Here is a 22,259-nt window from a genome sequence, read left to right on the forward strand (position 1 = left end):
CCAGCACCATCAGTGGTAGGACCAAGCGCTGGTCCGCACCACGACTCCATGCCTGAAGCCAAAACACAGGAGCAGAAGTGAAGCGCAGCAAGACTCTCCGCGCTGCGGACGCCAAGGTCGACCGGGAGAAGCTGTACGCCCCGCTCGAGGCCGTCCGTCTCGCCAAGGAGACCTCCACGACCAAGTTCGACGGCACCGTCGAGGTCGCCTTCCGCCTGGGTGTCGACCCGCGCAAGGCCGACCAGATGGTCCGCGGCACCGTGAACCTCCCGCACGGCACCGGCAAGACCGCCCGGGTCCTGGTCTTCGCGACCGGTGACCGTGCTGCGGCCGCGGAAGCCGCCGGCGCCGACATTGTCGGCGACGACGAGCTGATCAACGAGATCGCCAAGGGCAACCGCCTGAACGAGTTCGACGCCGTTGTGGCCACCCCGGACCTCATGGGCAAGGTCGGCCGCCTCGGCCGCGTGCTCGGTCCCCGTGGCCTGATGCCGAACCCGAAGACCGGCACCGTCACGATGGACGTCGCGAAGGCTGTCACCGAGATCAAGGGTGGCAAGATCGAGTTCCGCGTCGACAAGCACTCGAACCTGCACTTCATCATCGGCAAGGTCTCCTTCTCCGATGACAAGCTGGTCGAGAACTACGGCGCGGCCCTGGACGAGATCCTTCGTCTGAAGCCGTCCGCCGCGAAGGGCCGCTACATCAAGAAGGCCGCCCTCAGCACCACCATGGGCCCCGGCATCCAGCTGGACCCGAACCGCACCCGGAACCTCCTCGTCGAGGAAGACCCGGCTGCTGTCTGAGCCTGACGGCTCACCGAGTGGCTCAGCGGGCCCCTCGCCCCCTTCACAGGGTGGTGGGGGGCCCGCTTCCGTGTTCAGGGCCACATATCCCTTGACCGGGGGTTAATGGGGGCGCGATCCGGCACCACGTAAACGTAGGGTCGGATCGAACAAGCGATTGCTCACAGGGGTGGGGATGCGCGTGTCCGCGTACCGGAAGAAGACCATCGGCGCAGCGCTGGCCGCCGTACTGCTCGTCGGCGGTGCCACGGCCTGCGAGAGCGGCAAGAAGGACGACGCCGGCAAGGCTGCCGTCGGGGGCTCCGCGGCGCCGGACCGGCCCGTGGTGGGCGGTGCCGCCACCGAGGCGCTCACGGCGGCGTACAAGAAGACCTCCGCGGCCAAGTCGGCCAAGTTCCGCATGACCATGTCCATGCCCGCGTCGCTGGGCGCGGGCGGCACCGTGGAGATGACCGGTGTCCAGGGCTGGGACCCGCAGGTCATGGACGTCACCATGAAGGGCGCGCCCGCCCCGGGATCGGGCACCGAGTCCATGCGCATGGTCATGTCGAACAACGTCATGTTCATGGAGGTGCCGAAGGGCTCCCCGATGACCGGGAGCATGGAGGGCAAGCGCTGGATGAAGCTGGACCTCAATGCCGCGGCGCAGGCCGCCGACGCCGAGGCGCTCAAGAAGCTCAGCGGCATGAACGGCATGGACCAGAACCAGGATCCGGCCAAGCAGCTCGCCCTCCTGCTCAGCTCGCCGAACGTGAAGCATCTCGGGGCCGAGAAGGTCGAGGGCGCGGACACCGAGCACTACAAGGGCACCCTGACCTTCGAGGAGATGCTGGCGGCCGACGAGTCCGCCAAGGCGCTCTCCGACACCGAGCGCACCCAGCTGATCGAGGCCACGAAGAAGGCCGGCATCAAGGGCTACGACACGGACGTCTGGCTGAACAAGGACGGCTACCCGGTCCACATGAAGGTCGGCATCGGGACGCCGCAGGGGACCATGAACATGGACGCCTCCTACTCGGACTACGGCTCCGCCGCCACGGTCACGACGCCGCCGGAGAACGAGACCTTCGACCTCTTCGCGATGCTCAAGGAACTGGGCGAGCGCGGCGCGGGTGCCTGACCGGACGGCCCGGACCTCGGCTCCTGAGGCGATTTGCCTCGGCTGCACCCCTTCACGTAGTCTTCCCCAGAAGCCAAAGACCGCTGGTCGTTGCCGTGCCCGCAAGGGTTCGGTGGCCGAAGGATCCGTTGAATACGGACGACCCGCGTAGGTGACTGTGGAAGGTTCCCGGAATTCGTTCCGGTCGAGCCACGCCCTGGCGCCTGCGCCGGGGCGTTTCTTATTTCAGCCCCTTCTGAGCGGTCCTCATCACCCGGAAGGAGGCGAACGCACCATGCCGACGCCCAACAAGGCTGCATCGGTAGCCGAGCTCAAGGACGCGTTCCAGAGCTCGAACGCCGCCGTGCTGACCGAGTACCGGGGTCTCACCGTCGCGCAGCTCAAGACGCTGCGTCGCTCCCTCGGTGAGAACGCCCAGTACGCCGTGGTGAAGAACACGCTGACCAAGATTGCGGCCAACCAGGCCGGGATCACCGCGCTGGACGAGCACTTCGCTGGTCCGACCGCGGTCGCCTTCATCACCGGTGACCCGGTGGAGTCGGCGAAGAGCCTGCGTGACTTCGCCAAGGACAACCCGAACCTCATCATCAAGGCGGGTGTCCTTGATGGTAAGGCGCTCACCGCCGATGAGATCAAGAAGCTTGCGGACCTCGAGTCCCGCGAGGTTCTGCTCAGCAAGCTGGCCGGCGCGTTCAAGGGCAAGCAGTCTCAGGCTGCCTCGCTCTTCCAGGCGCTGCCGTCGAAGTTCGTCCGCACCGCGGAAGCGCTTCGCGTCAAGCTCGCCGAGCAGGGCGGTGCCGAGTAATTCGGCTCGCGCACTGATCCACGCCGCCTAGTGCGTGGGTCGTAGCGGGCCGTTACGCCCGCCTCTATATACATCCGGCACCTGCCGATTTAGTGGAAGGATCGCCCATCATGGCGAAGCTCTCTCAGGACGACCTCCTCGCCCAGTTCGAGGAGATGACCCTCATCGAGCTCTCCGAGTTCGTTAAGGCCTTCGAGGAGAAGTTCGACGTCACCGCCGCCGCGGCCGTCGCCGTTGCCGGCCCCGCCGGTGTCGGTGCCGCCCCCGAGGCCGCTGAGGAGCAGGACGAGTTCGACGTCATCCTCACCGGTGCCGGCGACAAGAAGATCCAGGTCATCAAGGTCGTGCGTGAGCTGACCTCCCTGGGTCTGAAGGAGGCCAAGGACCTCGTGGACGGCGCTCCGAAGCCGGTCCTCGAGAAGGTCGCCAAGGAGGCCGCTGACAAGGCCGCCGAGTCCCTCAAGGCTGCCGGCGCGGCTGTCGAGGTCAAGTAACACCTCTGGGGCCCTCTGAGGCCCCAACCAAGGGCGATCACCCGTAAGGGTGGTCGCCCTTTGGCGTACCCGCGGTGCCTGACTTGCCCTGGTCTCGTTGGGGAGTAGGGTGATCATCGTTGCTCCGACGCAGGGTCCGAAGATGATCCGCTCGGAGCAGGGGGCCTTGACGAACGGGACGCGGCGCGCAATTCTCAGTCCCGTCGAGAGGTCGACCACCTGGATCCGAGATCCGAGGCATGGATCGACTACGAAGAGGGCAGTACTGATACGCGCTCTGTGCACGAGTACGGGCGCCGCAGCGTTGGACACAGTGTTGGTTGAACGACATGGGGAAGGCCTGTTGCCGGTTTCCGGAAACCTGGTCTGGACATCAGTGAGCCGAGTGGCTACACTGACCCTTTGCGCTGCCTGTTAGCTGTCCCCTGCCCGTCGCCAGGGACATGCCCACGCTTGAGCACACTTGATTGATCACCCTGACCTGGCCTTTCGGTTGGATTCGGGGGGCTTGTCTTCTGTGTCTGCTGGGACCGGTACGCGCGTAGTGAGTCCGAGCCCTCGGAAGGACCCCCTCTTGGCCGCCTCGCGCAACGCCTCGACCAATACGAACAACGGTGCCAGCACCGCCCCGCTGCGCATCTCCTTTGCAAAGATCAAGGAGCCCCTCGAGGTTCCGAACCTCCTGGCGCTGCAGACCGAGAGCTTTGACTGGCTTCTCGGCAATGCCGCCTGGAAGTCTCGCGTCGAGTCGGCGCTTGAGAGTGGACAGGACGTCCCCACAAAGTCCGGTCTGGAAGAGATCTTCGAGGAGATCTCGCCGATCGAGGACTTCTCCGGGTCGATGTCGCTGACCTTCCGCGACCACCGTTTCGAGCCGGCGAAGAACTCTGTCGACGAGTGCAAGGAGCGCGACTTCACGTACGCGGCTCCGCTGTTCGTCACTGCCGAGTTCACGAACAACGAGACCGGAGAGATCAAGTCTCAGACGGTCTTCATGGGCGATTTCCCGCTCATGACCAACAAGGGCACCTTCGTCATCAACGGCACCGAGCGTGTCGTCGTGTCGCAGCTTGTCCGCTCCCCTGGTGTCTACTTCGACTCCTCCATCGACAAGACGTCCGACAAGGACATCTTCTCCGCCAAGATCATCCCGTCCCGGGGTGCCTGGCTGGAGATGGAGATCGACAAGCGCGACATGGTCGGTGTCCGCATCGACCGCAAGCGCAAGCAGTCCGTCACCGTTCTCCTGAAGGCTCTCGGCTGGACCACCGAGCAGATCCTCGAGGAGTTCGGCGAGTACGAGTCCATGCGCGCCACCCTGGAGAAGGACCACACCCAGGGTCAGGACGACGCGCTGCTCGACATCTACCGCAAGCTGCGTCCGGGCGAACCGCCGACCCGTGAGGCCGCTCAGACGCTGCTCGAGAACCTCTACTTCAACCCGAAGCGCTACGACCTCGCCAAGGTCGGCCGCTACAAGGTGAACAAGAAGCTCGGCGCCGACGAGCCGCTCGACGCCGGTGTGCTCACCACCGACGACGTCATCGCGACGATCAAGTACCTGGTCAAGCTGCACGCCGGCGAGACCGAGACGACCGGCGAGTCCGGCCGTTCGATCGTGGTCGAGACCGATGACATCGACCACTTCGGCAACCGTCGTCTGCGCAACGTCGGCGAGCTCATCCAGAACCAGGTCCGCACGGGTCTGGCTCGTATGGAGCGCGTCGTCCGCGAGCGCATGACCACGCAGGACGTCGAGGCCATCACGCCGCAGACCCTGATCAACATCCGGCCGGTCGTCGCCTCCATCAAGGAGTTCTTCGGCACCAGCCAGCTGTCGCAGTTCATGGACCAGAACAACCCGCTCTCGGGCCTGACCCACAAGCGCCGCCTGTCGGCGCTGGGCCCCGGCGGTCTGTCCCGTGAGCGGGCCGGCTTCGAGGTCCGTGACGTCCACCCGTCGCACTACGGCCGCATGTGCCCGATCGAGACCCCTGAAGGCCCGAACATCGGTCTGATCGGCTCGCTCGCGTCCTACGGTCGCGTCAACGCGTTCGGTTTCGTCGAGACCCCGTACCGCAAGGTCATCGACGGTGTCGTCACCGACGAGGTCGACTACCTGACGGCCGACGAGGAAGACCGCTTCGTCATCGCCCAGGCCAACGCCGGCCTGTCCGAGGACATGCGCTTCACCGAGAACCGCGTGCTGGTGCGCCGTCGTGGCGGCGAGATCGACTACATCGCCGGCGACGACGTCGACTACATGGACGTCTCCCCGCGCCAGATGGTGTCCGTCGCGACCGCGATGATCCCCTTCCTGGAGCACGACGACGCCAACCGTGCCCTCATGGGCGCGAACATGATGCGCCAGGCCGTTCCGCTCATCAAGGCGGAGGCCCCGCTGGTGGGCACCGGCATGGAGTACCGCTGTGCGGTCGACGCCGGTGACTCGATCCGCGCGGAGAAGGACGGTGTCGTCCAGGAGGTCTCGGCCGACTACATCACCGTCGCCAACGACGACGGCACGTACACCACGTACCGCGTCGCCAAGTTCTCCCGCTCGAACCAGGGCACCTCGGTCAACCAGAAGGTCATCGTCAACGAGGGCGACCGGATCATCGAGTCCCAGGTCCTCGCCGACGGTCCCGCGACCGAAGAGGGCGAAATGGCCCTCGGCAAGAACCTGCTCGTCGCGTTCATGCCCTGGGAAGGTCACAACTACGAGGACGCGATCATCCTGTCGCAGCGCCTCGTGCAGGACGACGTCCTCTCCTCGATCCACATCGAGGAGCACGAGGTCGACGCCCGTGACACCAAGCTGGGCCCCGAGGAGATCACCCGGGACATCCCGAACGTCTCCGAGGAGGTCCTCGCCGACCTCGACGAGCGCGGCATCATCCGCATCGGTGCGGACGTCGTCGCCGGCGACATCCTGGTCGGCAAGGTCACGCCCAAGGGTGAGACCGAGCTGACCCCGGAGGAGCGCCTGCTCCGCGCGATCTTCGGTGAGAAGGCCCGCGAGGTGCGTGACACCTCGCTCAAGGTCCCTCACGGTGAGATCGGCAAGGTCATCGGTGTCCGCGTCTTCGACCGCGAGGAGGGCGACGAGCTTCCTCCGGGCGTGAACCAGCTGGTCCGCGTCTACGTCGCCCAGAAGCGCAAGATCACCGACGGTGACAAGCTCGCCGGCCGCCACGGCAACAAGGGTGTCATCTCCAAGATCCTTCCGATCGAGGACATGCCCTTCCTTGAGGACGGCACGCCGGTCGACATCATCCTGAACCCGCTGGGTGTCCCGTCCCGAATGAACCCGGGACAGGTCCTGGAGATCCACCTCGGCTGGCTCGCCAGCCGCGGCTGGGACGTCTCCGGGCTCGGCGAGGAGTGGGCCGAGCGTCTGAAGGTCATCGGGGCCGACCGTGTCGAGCCCGGTACCAACGTCGCCACCCCCGTGTTCGACGGTGCCCGCGAGGATGAGCTCGCCGGCCTCTTCGAGCACACCATCCCGAACCGCGACGGTGACCGCCTGGTCCTCCCGTCCGGTAAGGCGCGCCTGTTCGACGGCCGCTCCGGCGAGCCGTTCCCGGACCCGATCTCGATCGGGTACATGTACATCCTCAAGCTCCACCACCTGGTCGACGACAAGCTCCACGCTCGGTCGACCGGTCCGTACTCGATGATCACGCAGCAGCCGCTGGGTGGTAAGGCGCAGTTCGGTGGCCAGCGCTTCGGTGAGATGGAGGTGTGGGCGCTCGAGGCTTATGGCGCCGCTTACGCCCTCCAGGAGCTGCTGACCATCAAGTCCGACGACGTCACCGGCCGCGTGAAGGTCTACGAGGCCATCGTCAAGGGCGAGAACATCCCCGAGCCGGGCATTCCCGAGTCCTTCAAGGTGCTCATCAAGGAAATGCAGTCGCTCTGCCTCAACGTGGAGGTGCTGTCCTCGGACGGCATGTCCATCGAGATGCGCGACACCGACGAGGACGTCTTCCGCGCGGCGGAGGAGCTCGGTATCGACCTGTCCCGGCGCGAGCCGAGCAGCGTCGAAGAGGTCTGACGGGCCTGACGGGGGGCTCGCTCAAGAGCCCCCCGTCATCCCCGGGACCGTTCAGACCATGATTGAGACTCGACCCCGAAAGAGGGATTGACGCACAGTGCTCGACGTCAACTTCTTCGACGAGCTGCGGATCGGCCTTGCCACCGCGGACGACATCCGAACCTGGTCGCACGGCGAGGTCAAGAAGCCGGAGACCATCAACTACCGCACCCTCAAGCCCGAGAAGGACGGACTCTTCTGCGAGAAGATCTTCGGTCCTACCCGGGACTGGGAGTGCTACTGCGGCAAGTACAAGCGTGTCCGCTTCAAGGGCATCATCTGTGAGCGTTGTGGCGTCGAGGTCACGCGCGCCAAGGTGCGCCGTGAGCGGATGGGCCACATCGAGCTTGCCGCTCCCGTCACCCACATCTGGTACTTCAAGGGCGTCCCGTCGCGCCTCGGATACCTGCTGGACCTCGCGCCGAAGGACCTCGAGAAGGTCATCTACTTCGCCGCGTACATGATCACGTTCGTCGACGACGAGCGTCGCACCCGCGACCTCCCGTCGCTGGAGGCGCACGTCTCCGTCGAGCGCCAGCAGATCGAGAACCGCCGTGACGCGGACCTCGAAGGCCGGGCCAAGAAGCTCGAGACCGACCTCGGCGAGCTCGAGGCCGAGGGCGCGAAGGCCGACGTACGCCGCAAGGTGCGCGAAGGTGCCGAGCGCGAGATGAAGCAGCTCCGTGACCGCGCCCAGCGCGAGATCGACCGCCTCGACGAGGTGTGGGCCCGCTTCAAGAACCTCAAGGTCCAGGACCTGGAGGGCGACGAGCTCCTGTACCGCGAGCTGCGTGACCGCTTCGGCACGTACTTCGACGGCTGCATGGGCGCCGCCGCGCTGCAGAAGCGCCTGGAGTCCTTCGACCTCGAGGAGGAGGCCGAGCGCCTCCGCGAGATCATCCGTACCGGCAAGGGCCAGAAGAAGACCCGTGCGCTCAAGCGCCTCAAGGTCGTCTCCGCGTTCCTGCAGACCAGCAACAAGCCCAAGGGCATGGTTCTGGACTGCGTGCCGGTGATCCCGCCGGACCTGCGTCCGATGGTGCAGCTGGACGGTGGCCGCTTCGCGACCTCCGACCTGAACGACCTGTACCGCCGCGTGATCAACCGCAACAACCGTCTGAAGCGTCTCCTCGACCTCGGTGCCCCCGAGATCATCGTGAACAACGAGAAGCGCATGCTTCAGGAGGCCGTGGACGCCCTCTTCGACAACGGTCGTCGTGGTCGTCCGGTGACCGGTCCCGGTAACCGTCCCCTGAAGTCCCTCAGCGACATGCTGAAGGGCAAGCAGGGTCGATTCCGTCAGAACCTTCTCGGTAAGCGTGTGGACTACTCCGCGCGTTCCGTGATCGTCGTCGGTCCGCAGCTGAAGCTGCACCAGTGCGGTCTGCCCAAGGCCATGGCGCTGGAGCTCTTCAAGCCGTTCGTGATGAAGCGCCTGGTCGACCTGAACCACGCGCAGAACATCAAGAGCGCCAAGCGGATGGTCGAGCGCGGCCGCACGGTCGTCTACGACGTCCTCGAAGAGGTCATCGCCGAGCACCCGGTCCTGCTGAACCGTGCGCCCACGCTGCACCGCCTCGGCATCCAGGCCTTCGAGCCCCAGCTGGTCGAAGGCAAGGCCATCCAGATCCACCCGCTCGTCTGCACCGCGTTCAACGCGGACTTCGACGGTGACCAGATGGCCGTGCACCTGCCGCTCTCCGCGGAGGCGCAGGCCGAGGCCCGCATCCTGATGCTGTCCTCGAACAACATCCTCAAGCCGGCCGACGGCCGTCCGGTCACGATGCCGACCCAGGACATGGTCCTCGGTCTGTTCTTCCTGACCACCGACGGTGAGCTCCGTGACACCAAGGGCGAGGGCCGCGCGTTCGGCTCCACGGCCGAGGCGACCATGGCGTTCGACAACGGCGAGCTCGCGCTGCAGTCGTCCGTCGACATCCGCTTCCCGGTGGGCACCATCCCGCCGCGTGGCTGGGTGCCGCCGGTCGCCGAAGAGGGCGAGCAGGAGTTCCAGCCGGGCGACAGCTTCCGTCTGCGCACCACCCTGGGCCGCGCGCTCTTCAACGAGCTGCTGCCCGAGGACTACCCGTTCGTCGACTACTCGGTGGGCAAGAAGCAGCTCTCCGAGATCGTCAACGACCTGGCGGAGCGCTACCCCAAGGTCATCGTGGCGGCGACGCTCGACAACCTGAAGGCGGCCGGCTTCCACTGGGCGACCCGTTCGGGCGTCACCGTGGCCATCTCCGACGTCGTCGTGCCCGAGGCCAAGAAGGCCATCGTCGCGGGCTACGAGGCGATGGACGAGAAGGTCCAGAAGCAGTACGAGCGCGGTCTGATCACCAAGGACGAGCGCACGCAGGAGCTCATCGCGATCTGGACCAAGGCGACCAACGAGGTTGCCGAGGCGATGAACGCGAACTTCCCCAAGACGAACCCCATCTTCATGATGGTTGACTCGGGTGCCCGAGGAAACATGATGCAGATGCGACAGATCGCCGGTATGCGTGGTCTGGTGTCGAACGCGAAGAACGAGACCATCCCGCGTCCGATCAAGGCGTCCTTCCGTGAGGGCCTCACCGTTCTGGAGTACTTCATCTCCACGCACGGTGCCCGTAAGGGTCTGGCGGACACCGCCCTGCGTACCGCCGACTCGGGTTACCTGACCCGTCGTCTGGTGGACGTCTCGCAGGACGTGATCATCCGCGAGGAGGACTGTGGCACCGAGCGCGGTCTGAAGCTGAAGATCGCCGTTCGCGGCGAGGACGGCGTGCTGCGCAAGGCCGACGACGTCGAGACCTCGATCTACGCCCGCATGCTGGCCGAGGACGTCGTCATCGACGGCAAGGTCATCGCGCCGGCCAACGTCGACCTCGGTGACGTGCTCATCGACGCCCTGGTCGCCAACGGCGTCGAGGAGGTCAAGACCCGCTCGGTCCTGACCTGTGAGTCCGCGGTCGGCACCTGTGCCTTCTGCTACGGACGCTCGCTCGCCACCGGCAAGCTGGTCGACATCGGTGAGGCGGTCGGCATCATCGCCGCCCAGTCCATCGGTGAGCCCGGTACCCAGCTGACGATGCGTACCTTCCACACCGGTGGTGTGGCCGGTGACGACATCACGCAGGGTCTGCCGCGTGTCGTCGAGCTCTTCGAGGCCCGTACCCCGAAGGGTGTCGCCCCGATCTCCGAGGCCGCCGGCCGCGTGCGGATCGAGGAGACCGAGAAGACGAAGAAGATCGTCATCACGCCCGACGACGGCAGCGACGAGACGGCGTTCCCGATCTCGAAGCGCGCCAAGGTCATCGTGCACGAGGGCGACCACGTCGAGGTGGGCCAGAAGCTCACCATGGGTGCCACCAACCCGCACGACGTGCTGCGCATCCTCGGTCAGCGTGCCGTCCAGGTCCACCTGGTCGGCGAAGTCCAGAAGGTCTACAACTCGCAGGGCGTGTCGATCCACGACAAGCACATCGAGATCATCATCCGGCAGATGCTGCGCCGCGTGACGATCATCGAGTCCGGCGACGCGGAGCTCCTGCCGGGCGAGCTGGTCGAGCGGTCGAAGTTCGAGACCGAGAACCGTCGTGTGGTCACCGAGGGCGGTCACCCCGCCTCCGGCCGTCCGCAGCTGATGGGTATCACCAAGGCCTCGCTGGCGACGGAATCCTGGCTGTCGGCCGCCTCCTTCCAGGAGACGACCCGAGTCCTGACGGATGCGGCGATCAACGCCAAGTCCGACAGCCTCATCGGCCTCAAGGAGAACGTCATCATCGGTAAGCTCATCCCGGCCGGTACGGGCCTCGCCCGCTACCGCAACATCCGGGTGGAGCCCACCGAAGAGGCCAAGGCCGCGATGTACTCGGCCGTCGGTTACGACGACATCGACTACTCGCCCTTCGGCTCCGGCTCCGGCCAGGCTGTCCCGCTGGAGGACTACGACTACGGCCCGTACAACGGCTAAGAGCTCGTAAGAAGAAGCCCCCCGCTGCTCCGAGAGGAGCGGCGGGGGGCTTCTTCGTTGCCCGTGGGGGCCGCGGGGACACCGCCGGCCGCCCCCGGTGTCGGGGCGGTCAGCGGCGCCGGCGGCGCAGGGTGGTGACCTGGACCGCCGTGAGGGCCAGCAGGGCCAGGGCGGCGCCCGCGAGGCCCGGGGCGAGGCCCTTCGGGGTGAAGGTGCAGGAGACGTCGGTCGTGCCCGGCGGGAGGTCCACGGCCAGCAGGCCGTGGAAGGGCTTCAGGGGGGCCGAGCACTGCCAGCCCGGGACGGCCGTCGTGGCGATGACGGCCGTGCCGCCGGCGGCTGCGGGCGCGGGGAGGGTGGCCCCGATGGTGTGGCCGCCCGGGCGGACCGTGGTGGCGCCGGTGGCGGTGAGGTGCCGGACGGCCGCGTCGAGCGCCGCGCGGTCCAGGCAGCCGAGCGGGTACGCGCCCGCGTCCGCGTCCTGCGTACGGGTCTGCAGGATGACGTCGACCTGGCCCGAGGCGGGCACGGTGCCCAGCGGGGTCACGCCCGTCATCCGGTCCTCCAGGAGCCGCTGGGGGCCGCCGCCGGCGCGGACCGTGCCGTAGGGGGCGGGGGAGTACCAGTAGGCCTCGGAGCCGGGGGTGCACCGGGCGGTGTACGTCTGCTCGGTGGCGTTCCCGCCGCGGGTGACCGGCGGGACCTGGTAGACAGTGGCGCCCAGGACGTTCTCCTGGCGGGCGTAGACGCTGTCCGCCGGGTTGGGGGAGGTGTACGGCACCGTGCGGAGGGTGACCAGCGGGGGTGCGGGGAACTTCGAGGCCGTCCAGCTGTCGGGGGCGGTTCCCGGGCGGACCCGCGCGCCGATCGAGAAGATCGCGTCGAGGACCGGGTTGTCGGCGCCGAAGAAGGTCCGGCCGTCGTTCTTGAAGCCGTAGCCCAGGGGCTCCAGGGCCTTGTAGGTGGCCTCGGGGAGGTAGCTGCTGTAGTACTGCGGACCCTCCGCCCGCAGCGCCAGGGCGTCGTTGTACGCGCTCTGGGGCGCGCCCGAGTCGGTCCGGTAGGCGGGCCAGCCCGCCGCACCGCGGACGGCTTCGAAGTGGTTGCCGATCGACCGGTTCGAGGTGACGACCGGCTTGGCCCAGCGCTCGCGGGCCCGGCGGGCGTCCGCATTGGCCGCGGCCACCGTGGACTCGGCGAACACGACGCCGATCATCAGGGCGGCGGCCACCGGGATCAGGAACCGGCGCTTCTCGCCGAGCCGCAGCAGGACCAGGGCCAGCAGGGAGACCGCACCGCCGCCCAGCACGGCCGGCCAGGTCCAGCCGCCGAAGTCGTCGGTGCGCCGCAGTACGTAGGTGGCCGCCACCAGGAGGGCCGCCACCAGGGCCAGGTGCAGCGGGCGCGGCCGGTTGGCCAGCGCCAGCCAGGCCACGACCACGACCATCCCGCTGAAGACGAAGGCCTCGCGGTACGGGTTGCCGTTCGGCACGGCGAGCCCGTGCCACAGGTACTGCGTGGGCGGGAACTGGAAGGAGGCGACCACGAGCAGGGTCGCCGCCGCCCACACCAGGCGGGTCCGCCGGGCGACGGCGCGGTTGAGGACGAAGGCGCCGGCGAGGATCAGCCCGAGCGAGGCGACGTAGAGCCGTGGGCGGCCGCCCCACAGGTGCGTGGCCGGGAGCATGCCCGAGAGGAAGAGCTCGATCCGGACGGGGGAGAAGGCGGCCGCCCCGGTGGGCTGCGCGGCCCCGCTGGACAGGAACGACGGCAGGAGCAGCGGCAGGGTCAGCAGGATGCCGGTCCCGGTGGCCGTCGCGGCCCGCCACAGCGCGCGCAGCCGCTGCCGGCCCGTCATGTCGCGGGTGATCATGCGGATGGCCAGCAGGACGCAGGCGGCCATCGTGGCCATCATCGCGGTGTAGAAGTTCCCGAACCAGGCGAGCGCGACCAGCAGGGCCACGCCCGGCCAGCGGCGCTCCTCCAGGCACCACTCGACGGCGATGCCGAGCATCGGCAGCGCGACCAGGCCCCAGAGCCACATGGGGATGTACGAGGCGTCGCTCAGCGCCCAGCCGCACAGGCCGTACACCGCTCCGAGCACGCCCCGCTGCCACCACGGGCCGGGGTGCAGCTTGCCGAGGTACACCGTCATCACGGCGGCGGCGGTGCCCATCGTGATCGGGGTGACCGCGAAGACGGCGAGGTCGACGTGGGCGCGGGGGACGAGGACGGCCAGCCAGGAGAAGGGGTTGCCGAGGTAGGTGTGGTAGTCGGCGAGGAACTGCTGTCCGAAGCCGCCGCGCCAGGTGAAGAGGAAGTCGCCGGCGGCCTGCCCGTGGACCAGGTCCCACAGCGCCCGGTGGAAGGGCACGTACTGGTTGGCCTGGTCGTTCAGGGCCCGGCCGGTGTTCCCGAAGGGGTAGGTGCCGCGCGCGACCCAAGCGGCGCAGAAGGCGCCCGAGGTGATCAGGAAGGCCAGCAGGGGGCTGCGGAGACGGGTGATCCGGCGGACGGCCGGTCTGCGCGTGGCGGGTCTGCGGGGGGTTGTGGGACGGGCGTCGACTGTGGTCGGCTCGGGTGCCACGGTCCCCAATGTCCTGCTCCCTGCTGATCGACTCGCCGGCGTTCCGCGCCCGGTCAAGCGGACAGTTTAGGGCGCGGGGGCGGGCCGACGGCCGATCGGGCCGCTCCCCGCTTGCGCGCGGCGGGTTTTCGTGCTGGGCATTTGTTTTGACCTACCTCTGTGAGGTAGGTACGCTCTGACCTTGTGCCTGGGGTGTGCCCTGGCCCCCGCGTGTGCGTAAGACCCCGCGGAGAGCCGAGAAGAACACACCGCAATCTGCGCCCGACTCACTTCGGTGAAAGCGTGCAGTGTTCGACACACCCGACCGCGTGGGTCGGGGAAGTTCCAGGTTAGTTTCACTACACGGCACACAGAAACCGGAGAAGTAGTGCCTACGATCCAGCAGCTGGTCCGTAAGGGCCGGCAGGACAAGGTCGAGAAGACAAAGACCCCCGCGCTTGAGGCTTCGCCCCAGCGTCGCGGCGTCTGCACGCGTGTGTTCACGACCACCCCGAAGAAGCCGAACTCGGCGCTCCGTAAGGTCGCGCGTGTGCGTCTGACCTCCGGCATCGAGGTCACCGCTTACATTCCGGGTGAGGGACACAACCTGCAGGAGCACTCGATCGTGCTCGTGCGTGGTGGCCGTGTGAAGGACCTGCCGGGTGTTCGTTACAAGATCATCCGCGGTGCGCTTGACACCCAGGCTGTCAAGAACCGCAAGCAGGCCCGCAGCCGCTACGGCGCCAAGAAGGAGAAGTAAGAATGCCTCGTAAGGGCCCCGCCCCGAAGCGCCCGGTCATCATCGACCCGGTCTACGCATCTCCTCTGGTGACGTCGCTCATCAACAAGATCCTCCTGAACGGCAAGCGCTCCACCGCCGAGCGCATCGTTTACGGCGCCATGGAAGGCCTCCGCGAGAAGACCGGCAACGACCCGGTCATCACGCTGAAGCGCGCGCTGGAGAACGTCAAGCCGTCCCTCGAGGTCAAGTCCCGCCGTGTCGGTGGCGCGACCTACCAGGTCCCCGTCGAGGTCAAGCCGGGTCGCCAGTCGACCCTGGCCCTCCGCTGGCTCGTGGGTTACTCCCGCGCCCGTCGTGAGAAGACCATGACCGAGCGCCTCATGAACGAGCTGCTCGACGCCTCCAACGGTCTTGGCGCTGCCGTCAAGAAGCGCGAGGACACGCACAAGATGGCCGAGTCCAACAAGGCCTTCGCGCACTACCGCTGGTAGTCCCACCCCACATCGAGACCGAGAGAAGACCGAAGCCTTATGGCTACCACTTCGCTTGACCTGGCCAAGGTCCGCAACATCGGGATCATGGCCCACATCGACGCGGGCAAGACGACCACCACCGAGCGCATCCTGTTCTACACCGGTGTGTCGTACAAGATCGGTGAGGTCCACGACGGCGCCGCCACGATGGACTGGATGGAGCAGGAGCAGGAGCGTGGTATCACCATCACGTCTGCCGCGACGACCTGCCACTGGCCCCTCGAAGACGTTGACCACACGATCAACATCATCGACACCCCGGGTCACGTCGACTTCACCGTCGAGGTGGAGCGTTCGCTCCGCGTCCTCGACGGCGCCGTCACCGTCTTCGACGGTGTGGCCGGCGTCGAGCCGCAGTCCGAGACCGTTTGGCGTCAGGCGGACCGCTACGGCGTGCCGCGTATCTGCTTCGTCAACAAGCTCGACCGCACCGGCGCCGAGTTCCACCGCTGCGTCGACATGATCAAGGACCGCCTCGGTGCGGTTCCGATCGTCATGCAGCTCCCCATCGGTGCCGAAGCCGACTTCCAGGGCGTCGTCGACCTCGTCACGATGAAGGCGTTCGTCTGGTCCGCCGAGGCGACCAAGGGCGAGATGTACGACATCGTCGACATCCCGGCCACGCACACCGAGGCTGCTGAAGAGTGGCGCGGCAAGCTGGTCGAGACCGTCGCCGAGAACGACGACGAGATCATGGAGCTGTTCCTGGAGGGCAACGAGCCCACCGTCGAGCAGCTGCACGCCGCCGTCCGCCGGATCATCCTGAACTCCGGCAAGGGCAAGGGCGAGCCCACGATCACCGCGGTGTTCTGTGGCACGGCGTTCAAGAACAAGGGCGTTCAGCCCCTGCTCGACGCCGTCGTCCGCTACCTGCCGTCGCCGCTGGACATCGAGGCCATCGAGGGCCACGACGTCCGCGACGCCGAGGTCGTCGTGAAGCGCAAGCCGTCCGACGAGGAGCCCCTCGCCGCGCTCGCGTTCAAGATCATGAGCGACCCGCACCTCGGTAAGCTCACCTTCGTCCGGGTTTACTCGGGCCGCCTGGAGGCCGGCACTGCGGTGCTGAACTCCGTCAAGGGCAAGAAGGAGCGCATCGGCAAGATCTACCGCATGCACGCCAACAAGCGTGAAGAGATCGATGCGGTGGGCGCCGGCGACATCGTCGCCGTCATGGGCCTGAAGCAGACCACCACCGGTGAGACGCTGTGTGACGACAAGAGCCCGGTGATCCTGGAGTCCATGGACTTCCCGGCGCCGGTCATCCAGGTCGCCATCGAGCCCAAGTCCAAGGGTGACCAGGAGAAGCTGGGTGTCGCCATCCAGCGTCTCGCGGAGGAGGACCCCTCCTTCCACGTTCACTCGGACGAGGAGACGGGCCAGACCATCCTCGGCGGTATGGGCGAGCTGCACCTCGAGGTGCTGGTCGACCGTATGAAGCGCGAGTTCAAGGTCGAGGCCAACGTCGGCAAGCCGCAGGTCGCGTACCGCGAGACGATCCGCAAGGCCGTCGAGCGTCACGACTACACGCACAAGAAGCAGACCGGTGGTACCGGTCAGTTCGCCAAGGTGCAGATCGCGATCGAGCCCATCACCGAGACCGACGGTCCGGCGTACGAGTTCGTGAACAAGGTCACCGGTGGACGCGTCCCGAAGGAGTACATCCCTTCGGTCGACGCCGGTGCGCAGGAGGCCATGCAGTTCGGCATCCTGGCCGGCTACGAGATGACTGGCGTTCGCGTCACGCTTCTCGACGGTGGCTACCACGAGGTCGACTCCTCGGAGCTCGCCTTCAAGATCGCCGGTTCGCAGGCCTTCAAGGAGGCCGCGCGCAAGGCTTCTCCCGTGCTCCTCGAGCCGATGATGGCCGTAGAGGTCACCACGCCTGAGGACTACATGGGTGACGTCATCGGTGACATCAACTCCCGCCGTGGCCAGATCCAGGCCATGGAGGAGCGTCACGGTGCTCGCGTCGTGAAGGGCCTCGTGCCCCTTTCGGAGATGTTCGGCTACGTCGGAGACCTCCGCAGCAAGACCTCGGGTCGCGCCAGCTACTCGATGCAGTTCGACTCCTACGCCGAGGTTCCCCGGAACGTCGCTGAGGAGATCATCGCGAAGGCCAAGGGCGAGTAACTCTTCCGAGTACACGCTTTAGGCTTGTCACCGGAGCCTCTGGGGCAACAGGAGCAACCCTCCCTTGCCCCGGGGGGACCGGCTTTCCAGCAAAGATCACCTGGCGCCGATGAGTAAGGCGTACAGAACCACTCTCCAGGAGGACCCCGTGGCGAAGGCGAAGTTCGAGCGGACTAAGCCGCACGTCAACATCGGCACCATCGGTCACATTGACCACGGTAAGACGACCCTCACGGCCGCCATTACCAAGGTGCTGCACGACGCGTACCCGGACCTGAACGAGGCCTCGGCCTTCGACCAGATCGACAAGGCTCCTGAGGAGCGCCAGCGCGGTATCACCATCTCGATCGCGCACGTCGAGTACCAGACCGAGGCGCGTCACTACGCCCACGTCGACTGCCCGGGTCACGCCGACTACATCAAGAACATGATCACCGGTGCCGCGCAGATGGACGGCGCGATCCTCGTGGTCGCCGCCACCGACGGCCCGATGCCGCAGACCAAGGAGCACGTGCTCCTGGCCCGCCAGGTCGGCGTCCCCTACATCGTCGTCGCCCTGAACAAGGCCGACATGGTGGACGACGAGGAGATCCTGGAGCTCGTCGAGCTCGAGGTCCGTGAGCTCCTCTCCGAGTACGAGTTCCCGGGCGACGACCTGCCGGTCGTCCGCGTCTCCGCGCTGAAGGCGCTCGAGGGCGACAAGGAGTGGGGCGAGAAGCTCCTCGGCCTCATGTCCGCCGTCGACGAGGCCATCCCGACCCCGCCGCGTGACACCGAGAAGCCGTTCCTCATGCCCGTCGAGGACGTCTTCACGATCACCGGTCGCGGTACCGTCGTCACCGGCCGTATCGAGCGTGGTGTCCTGAAGGTCAACGAGACCGTCGACATCATCGGTATCAAGGAGACCAAGACCACCACCACGGTCACCGGTATCGAGATGTTCCGCAAGCTCCTCGACGAGGGCCAGGCCGGTGAGAACGTCGGTCTGCTCCTCCGTGGCATCAAGCGCGAGGACGTCGAGCGCGGCCAGGTCATCATCAAGCCCGGTTCGGTCACCCCGCACACCGAGTTCGAGGCCCAGGCCTACATCCTGTCGAAGGACGAGGGTGGCCGTCACACCCCGTTCTTCAACAACTACCGTCCGCAGTTCTACTTCCGTACCACGGACGTCACGGGTGTCGTCACCCTGCCGGCCGGCACGGAGATGGTCATGCCGGGCGACAACACCGAGATGACGGTCGCGCTGATCCAGCCGGTCGCCATGGAGGAGGGCCTGAAGTTCGCCATCCGTGAGGGTGGTCGTACCGTGGGCGCCGGCCAGGTCACCAAGATCACGAAGTAATTTCGTGCTCTGACCTGGTAGCCCGTCCATCGGGCACCAAGTTGCACTGAAGGGCCCCGGCCCATCGCCTCGGCGGTGGGCCGGGGCCCTTCGGCATGTCCGGTCCGCCCCGCGTGGGCAGGGCGGCGGATATGCGTGAGGGCCGCACCCCGGACGGGGTACGGCCCTCGGCCGCGTACGGCGGTGGGTCAGTTCACGCGCAGGGACTCGGTGAACTCGACGCAGGCGGCGTGGTCGGGCAGCAGACCGGTCGCGAGCGCGTCGGCCAGCGAGGGGGCGGCCTCGTCGCGGGCGGACAGCAGCGGGACGTCGGCCGGCCACTCGATGCCCAGGTCGGGGTCGAGCGGGTGCACCGAGTGCTCGCCGGTCGGGTTGTACGTCTCCGAGCAGAGGTACGACAGCGTCGCGTCGTCACTCAGCGCGCAGAAGCCGTGTCCGAGGCCCTCGGGGATGTAGACCGCGCGGCGGTCCACGTCGTCGAGGCGGACACCCTCCCACCGGCCGAAGGTGGGGGAGCCGACCCGCAGGTCGACGATGACGTCGAGCACGGCGCCGCGTACGCAGGTCACGTACTTGGCCTGGCCGCGCGGTACGTCGGCGAAGTGGATGCCGCGGACCACACCCGCGGAGGAGACCGAGAGGTTCGCCTGCGCCAGGTTCAGCGGGTGCCCGACGACCTCGGCCAGCCGGTCGAAGCGGTACCACTCGGTGAACAGGCCGCGCGGGTCGCCGTGCAGCTGCGGGGTGACCTCGAAGGCGCCCGATATGGAGAGTTCGCGGAACTTCATCGGGCGTCCTCCTCGGCGAGCAGCATCAGCAGGTAGTCGCCGTAGCCGCTCTTGGTCAGCGGCTCGGCGAGCGCGCGCAGCTGCGCGGAGTCGATCAGGCCGGCCCGCCAGGCCGCCTCCTCGATGCAGCCGATCTTGAAGCCCTGGCGCTCCTCTATGACGCGGACGAACTCGGAGGCCTGCACCATCGAGACGAAGGTGCCGGTGTCCAGCCACGCCGTACCGCGGTCGAGGATGGTGACGTTGAGCTCGCCGGCCTGGAGGTACGCGTCGTTGACGGCGGTGATCTCCAGCTCGCCGCGGGCGCTGGGCTTCAGGCCGCGGGCTATCCCGACGACCTGGTTGTCGTAGAAGTACAGACCCGGCACCGCGTAGCGGGACTTCGGCTTCTCCGGCTTCTCCTCGATGGAGATGGCCTGGCCGTTCTCGTCGAACTCGACCACGCCGTAGGCGGTGGGGTCCGCGACCGGGTACGCGAACACGCGGCCGCCCTTGGCGTCCGTGTGCTGGGCGAGACGGGTGCCCAGGCCGCTGCCGTGGAAGATGTTGTCGCCGAGGATCAGGGCGACGGACTCGTCACCGATGAAGTCGGCGCCGAGGACGAACGCCTGGGCGATGCCCTCCGGGCGCTCCTGGACGGCGTACTCCAGCCGCAGGCCGAACTGCGAACCGTCGCCGAGCAGTCGCTCGAACTGTTCGCGGTCGTCCGGGGTGGTGATGATCAGGATCTCGCTGATGCCCGCCATCACGAGGGTGGAGAGGGGGTAGTAGATCATCGGCTTGTCGAAGACGGGCAGCAGCTGCTTCGAGACTGCCCGGGTCAGCGGCCAGAGTCGCGATCCGGTGCCACCGGCCAAGAGGATTCCACGCATGGGAAGAACCCTATGCGAGAGGGCCTGGGGGAGCAGAGTTCCGCAGATGTGACGTTGGGCGGACCGCTAGACTCTTCGTATTATGCGCATCCTCGTGACCGGCGGCGCCGGCTTCATCGGTTCAGAATTCGTCCGTCAGCAGCTCGCTGCAGATGCCACGGCGCAGATCACTGTCTTCGACAAGCTGACGTACTCGGGCGTCGAGGCCAACCTCGCCCCGGTCGCCGGCCACCCCGGATACGCCTTCGTCAAGGGCGACATCTGCGACGCGGACGCCGTCGACCAGGTCATGCCCGGCCACGATGTCGTCGTGCACTTCGCGGCCGAGTCCCACGTGGACCGCTCGATCGCCGGCGCGGGCCCGTTCGTGATGACCAACGTCGTCGGCACCCAGGTGCTGCTCGACTCCGCGCGCAAGCACGGCGTCGGCCGCTTCGTCCACATCTCCACCGACGAGGTCTACGGCTCGATCACCGAAGGCTCCTGGACGGAGGAGTGGCCGCTCGTGCCCAACTCCCCGTACTCCGCCTCGAAGGCCTCCTCCGACCTGCTCGCGCTGGCCTACGCCCGCACGCACGGCATGGACGTCGTCGTCACGCGCTGCTCCAACAACTACGGGCACTACCAGTTCCCGGAGAAGGTCATCCCGCTGTTCGTCTCGAACCTGATGGACGGCAAGAGGGTCCCGCTGTACGGCAACGGCGGCAACGTCCGCGACTGGCTGCACGTCTCCGACCACTGCCGCGGCATCGACCTGGCCATGCGCAAGGGGCGGGCCGGCGAGGTCTACAACATCGGCGGCGGCACCGAGCTCACCAACAAGGAGCTCACCGGCGTCCTGCTGGAGGCCGCCGGCCTCGGCTGGGACATGGTCGAGCACGTCGAGGACCGCAAGGGCCACGACCTGCGCTACTCCATCGACATCAGCAAGATCGGCGCCGAGCTGGGCTACGCCCCGCAGGTCACCTTCGAGGACGGCATCAAGGCCACCATCGAGTGGTACCGGGAGAACCGTGCCTGGTGGGAGCCGCTGAAGGCGAAGGCGGCGCTGCAGAAGTGACCGCGACCCCGGGAGCCGGCCGCTGGCTCGTCACCGGCGCCGCCGGAATGCTCGGCCAGGACGTCCTCGCCGTCCTGAAGGACGCCGGCATCGAAGCCGTGGGCGCGGGCCGTGCCGACCTCGACATCACCGACCCGGCAGCCGTGCGGGCCGCCGTCGAGGGTGCCGCGGTCGTCGTCAACTGCGCGGCCTGGACCGACGTGGACGGCGCCGAGACCGCCGAGGAAGCCGCCACCGCCGTCAACGGCACCGGCGTACGCGTCCTCGCGGCGGCCTGCGCCGGCGCCGGTGCGCGCCTGCTGCACGTCTCCACCGACTACGTACTGCCCGGCAACGCCACGCAGCCGTACCGCGAGGACGCCGAGACCGGTCCGGTCAACGCCTACGGGCGCTCCAAGCTGGTCGGCGAACAGGCCGTCGCCGAGCTGCTCCCGCAGGACGGCTACATCGTGCGGACCGCGTGGCTGTACGGCGAGCACGGGGCGAACTTCGTCGCCACCATGCTGAAGCTGGCCGCCCAGCGGGACACCCTCGACGTGGTCGACGACCAGCACGGCCAGCCCACTTGGTCCTACGCGCTGGCCCGCCGCCTGGCCGACCTCGGCCTTGCCGCGCTGGCGGGCAAGGCCCCGGGCGGGGTCTACCACGGCACCGCGAGCGGCCGTACGACCTGGATGGGGCTGGCGCGCGAGGCGTACCGGCTGAGCGGGCTCGACCCCGAGCGGATCCGGCCGACGACCTCCGAGGCGTTCGTACGCCCCGCCGTGCGCCCGGCCTTCAGTGTCCTTGCTCACGACGGCTGGTCGGCCGCCGGGCTGGAACCGCTGCCCGACTGGCAGGCGCAGCTCGCCGAGGCGATCACCCGCCCGGCCTTCGCCGATCTGCTGAAACCGCCCTCCGCGAAGTGATCCGGAGAGGCTGATCCCCTCCATACGCGCGTCGTCCAC

At 67.4% G+C, this 22,259-nt stretch carries 15 protein-coding genes; 12 read left to right on the forward strand and 3 right to left on the reverse strand.

Annotated elements, in window-relative coordinates; all coding sequences use genetic code 11:
- Positions 1-77 precede the first annotated feature (77 nt).
- The 6 genes from rplA to ACZ573_RS00875 all read left to right on the forward strand — a co-directional run bounded on the left by rplA (position 78) and on the right by ACZ573_RS00875 (position 11,279).
- A complete protein-coding gene (gene rplA, locus ACZ573_RS00850) occupies positions 78-806 on the forward strand; it encodes a 50S ribosomal protein L1 (protein ID WP_030388881.1) in 729 nt (242 codons plus the stop codon).
- 175 nt (positions 807-981) lie between these two features.
- Entirely contained in the window at positions 982-1,926 is a 945-nt protein-coding gene (locus ACZ573_RS00855; protein WP_471297480.1) for an SCO4651 family lipoprotein, read from the forward strand.
- A 274-nt stretch (positions 1,927-2,200) separates the two neighbouring features.
- Complete coding sequence (gene rplJ / locus ACZ573_RS00860; RefSeq protein WP_030008449.1) at positions 2,201-2,731, forward strand: 50S ribosomal protein L10; 531 nt, start codon at positions 2,201-2,203, stop codon at positions 2,729-2,731.
- A gap of 110 nt (positions 2,732-2,841) precedes the next feature.
- Positions 2,842-3,225: a 50S ribosomal protein L7/L12 gene (gene rplL, locus ACZ573_RS00865; RefSeq protein ID WP_033225047.1), complete on the forward strand. Its 384-nt coding sequence runs from the start codon at positions 2,842-2,844 to the stop codon at positions 3,223-3,225.
- A 574-nt stretch (positions 3,226-3,799) separates the two neighbouring features.
- Positions 3,800-7,282 carry a DNA-directed RNA polymerase subunit beta gene (rpoB, locus tag ACZ573_RS00870; protein WP_030008451.1) on the forward strand — a complete coding sequence of 1,161 codons (3,483 nt, stop codon included), beginning with the start codon at positions 3,800-3,802 and terminating at the stop codon, positions 7,280-7,282.
- 97 nt (positions 7,283-7,379) lie between these two features.
- Positions 7,380-11,279, forward strand: coding sequence for a DNA-directed RNA polymerase subunit beta' (locus ACZ573_RS00875; protein ID WP_266381488.1), 3,900 nt, complete (start codon positions 7,380-7,382; stop codon positions 11,277-11,279).
- 109 nt (positions 11,280-11,388) lie between these two features.
- On the opposite strand, the gene ACZ573_RS00880 is transcribed toward ACZ573_RS00875, so the two are convergent.
- Complete coding sequence (locus tag ACZ573_RS00880; RefSeq protein ID WP_471297483.1) at positions 11,389-13,866, reverse strand: YfhO family protein; 2,478 nt, start codon at positions 13,864-13,866, stop codon at positions 11,389-11,391.
- Positions 13,867-14,233: 367 nt separating this feature from the next.
- Here ACZ573_RS00880 and rpsL point away from each other — a divergent pair, with 367 nt between their 5' ends.
- The 4 genes from rpsL (at position 14,234) to tuf (ending at position 18,592) form a co-directional block, all read left to right on the forward strand.
- Entirely contained in the window at positions 14,234-14,605 is a 372-nt protein-coding gene (gene rpsL, locus ACZ573_RS00885) for a 30S ribosomal protein S12 (RefSeq protein WP_007265893.1), read from the forward strand.
- Positions 14,606-14,607: 2 nt separating this feature from the next.
- Positions 14,608-15,078, forward strand: coding sequence for a 30S ribosomal protein S7 (gene rpsG / locus ACZ573_RS00890; protein ID WP_007265894.1), 471 nt, complete (start codon positions 14,608-14,610; stop codon positions 15,076-15,078).
- 39 nt (positions 15,079-15,117) lie between these two features.
- A complete protein-coding gene (gene fusA / locus ACZ573_RS00895; RefSeq protein ID WP_301367907.1) occupies positions 15,118-17,250 on the forward strand; it encodes an elongation factor G in 2,133 nt (710 codons plus the stop codon).
- Between the two features lie 148 nt (positions 17,251-17,398).
- Positions 17,399-18,592, forward strand: coding sequence for an elongation factor Tu (tuf, locus tag ACZ573_RS00900; RefSeq protein ID WP_030008455.1), 1,194 nt, complete (start codon positions 17,399-17,401; stop codon positions 18,590-18,592).
- Between the two features lie 188 nt (positions 18,593-18,780).
- Here the strand turns inward: tuf and rfbC are convergent, their stop codons facing one another.
- Together rfbC and rfbA are read right to left on the reverse strand one after the other, a co-directional pair.
- The gene (gene rfbC, locus ACZ573_RS00905) at positions 18,781-19,380 is read right to left on the reverse strand and encodes a dTDP-4-dehydrorhamnose 3,5-epimerase (RefSeq protein ID WP_301367905.1); all 600 of its coding nucleotides are present in this window, start codon (positions 19,378-19,380) and stop codon (positions 18,781-18,783) included.
- On the reverse strand, positions 19,377-20,252 hold the full coding sequence (gene rfbA, locus ACZ573_RS00910) for a glucose-1-phosphate thymidylyltransferase RfbA (protein WP_471297486.1): 876 nt from the start codon (positions 20,250-20,252) through the stop codon (positions 19,377-19,379). Before rfbA ends, rfbC begins: the two co-directional genes overlap by 4 nt.
- A gap of 82 nt (positions 20,253-20,334) precedes the next feature.
- Here rfbA and rfbB point away from each other — a divergent pair, with 82 nt between their 5' ends.
- Both rfbB and rfbD read left to right on the forward strand, forming a co-directional pair.
- Positions 20,335-21,312, forward strand: coding sequence for a dTDP-glucose 4,6-dehydratase (gene rfbB, locus ACZ573_RS00915; RefSeq protein ID WP_471297488.1), 978 nt, complete (start codon positions 20,335-20,337; stop codon positions 21,310-21,312).
- Entirely contained in the window at positions 21,309-22,220 is a 912-nt protein-coding gene (rfbD, locus tag ACZ573_RS00920) for a dTDP-4-dehydrorhamnose reductase (protein WP_471297490.1), read from the forward strand. The genes rfbB and rfbD overlap by 4 nt, the downstream gene beginning before the upstream one ends.
- Positions 22,221-22,259: the final 39 nt, after the last annotated feature.

This window comes from Streptomyces sp. NPDC040545 (assembly GCF_055595065.1).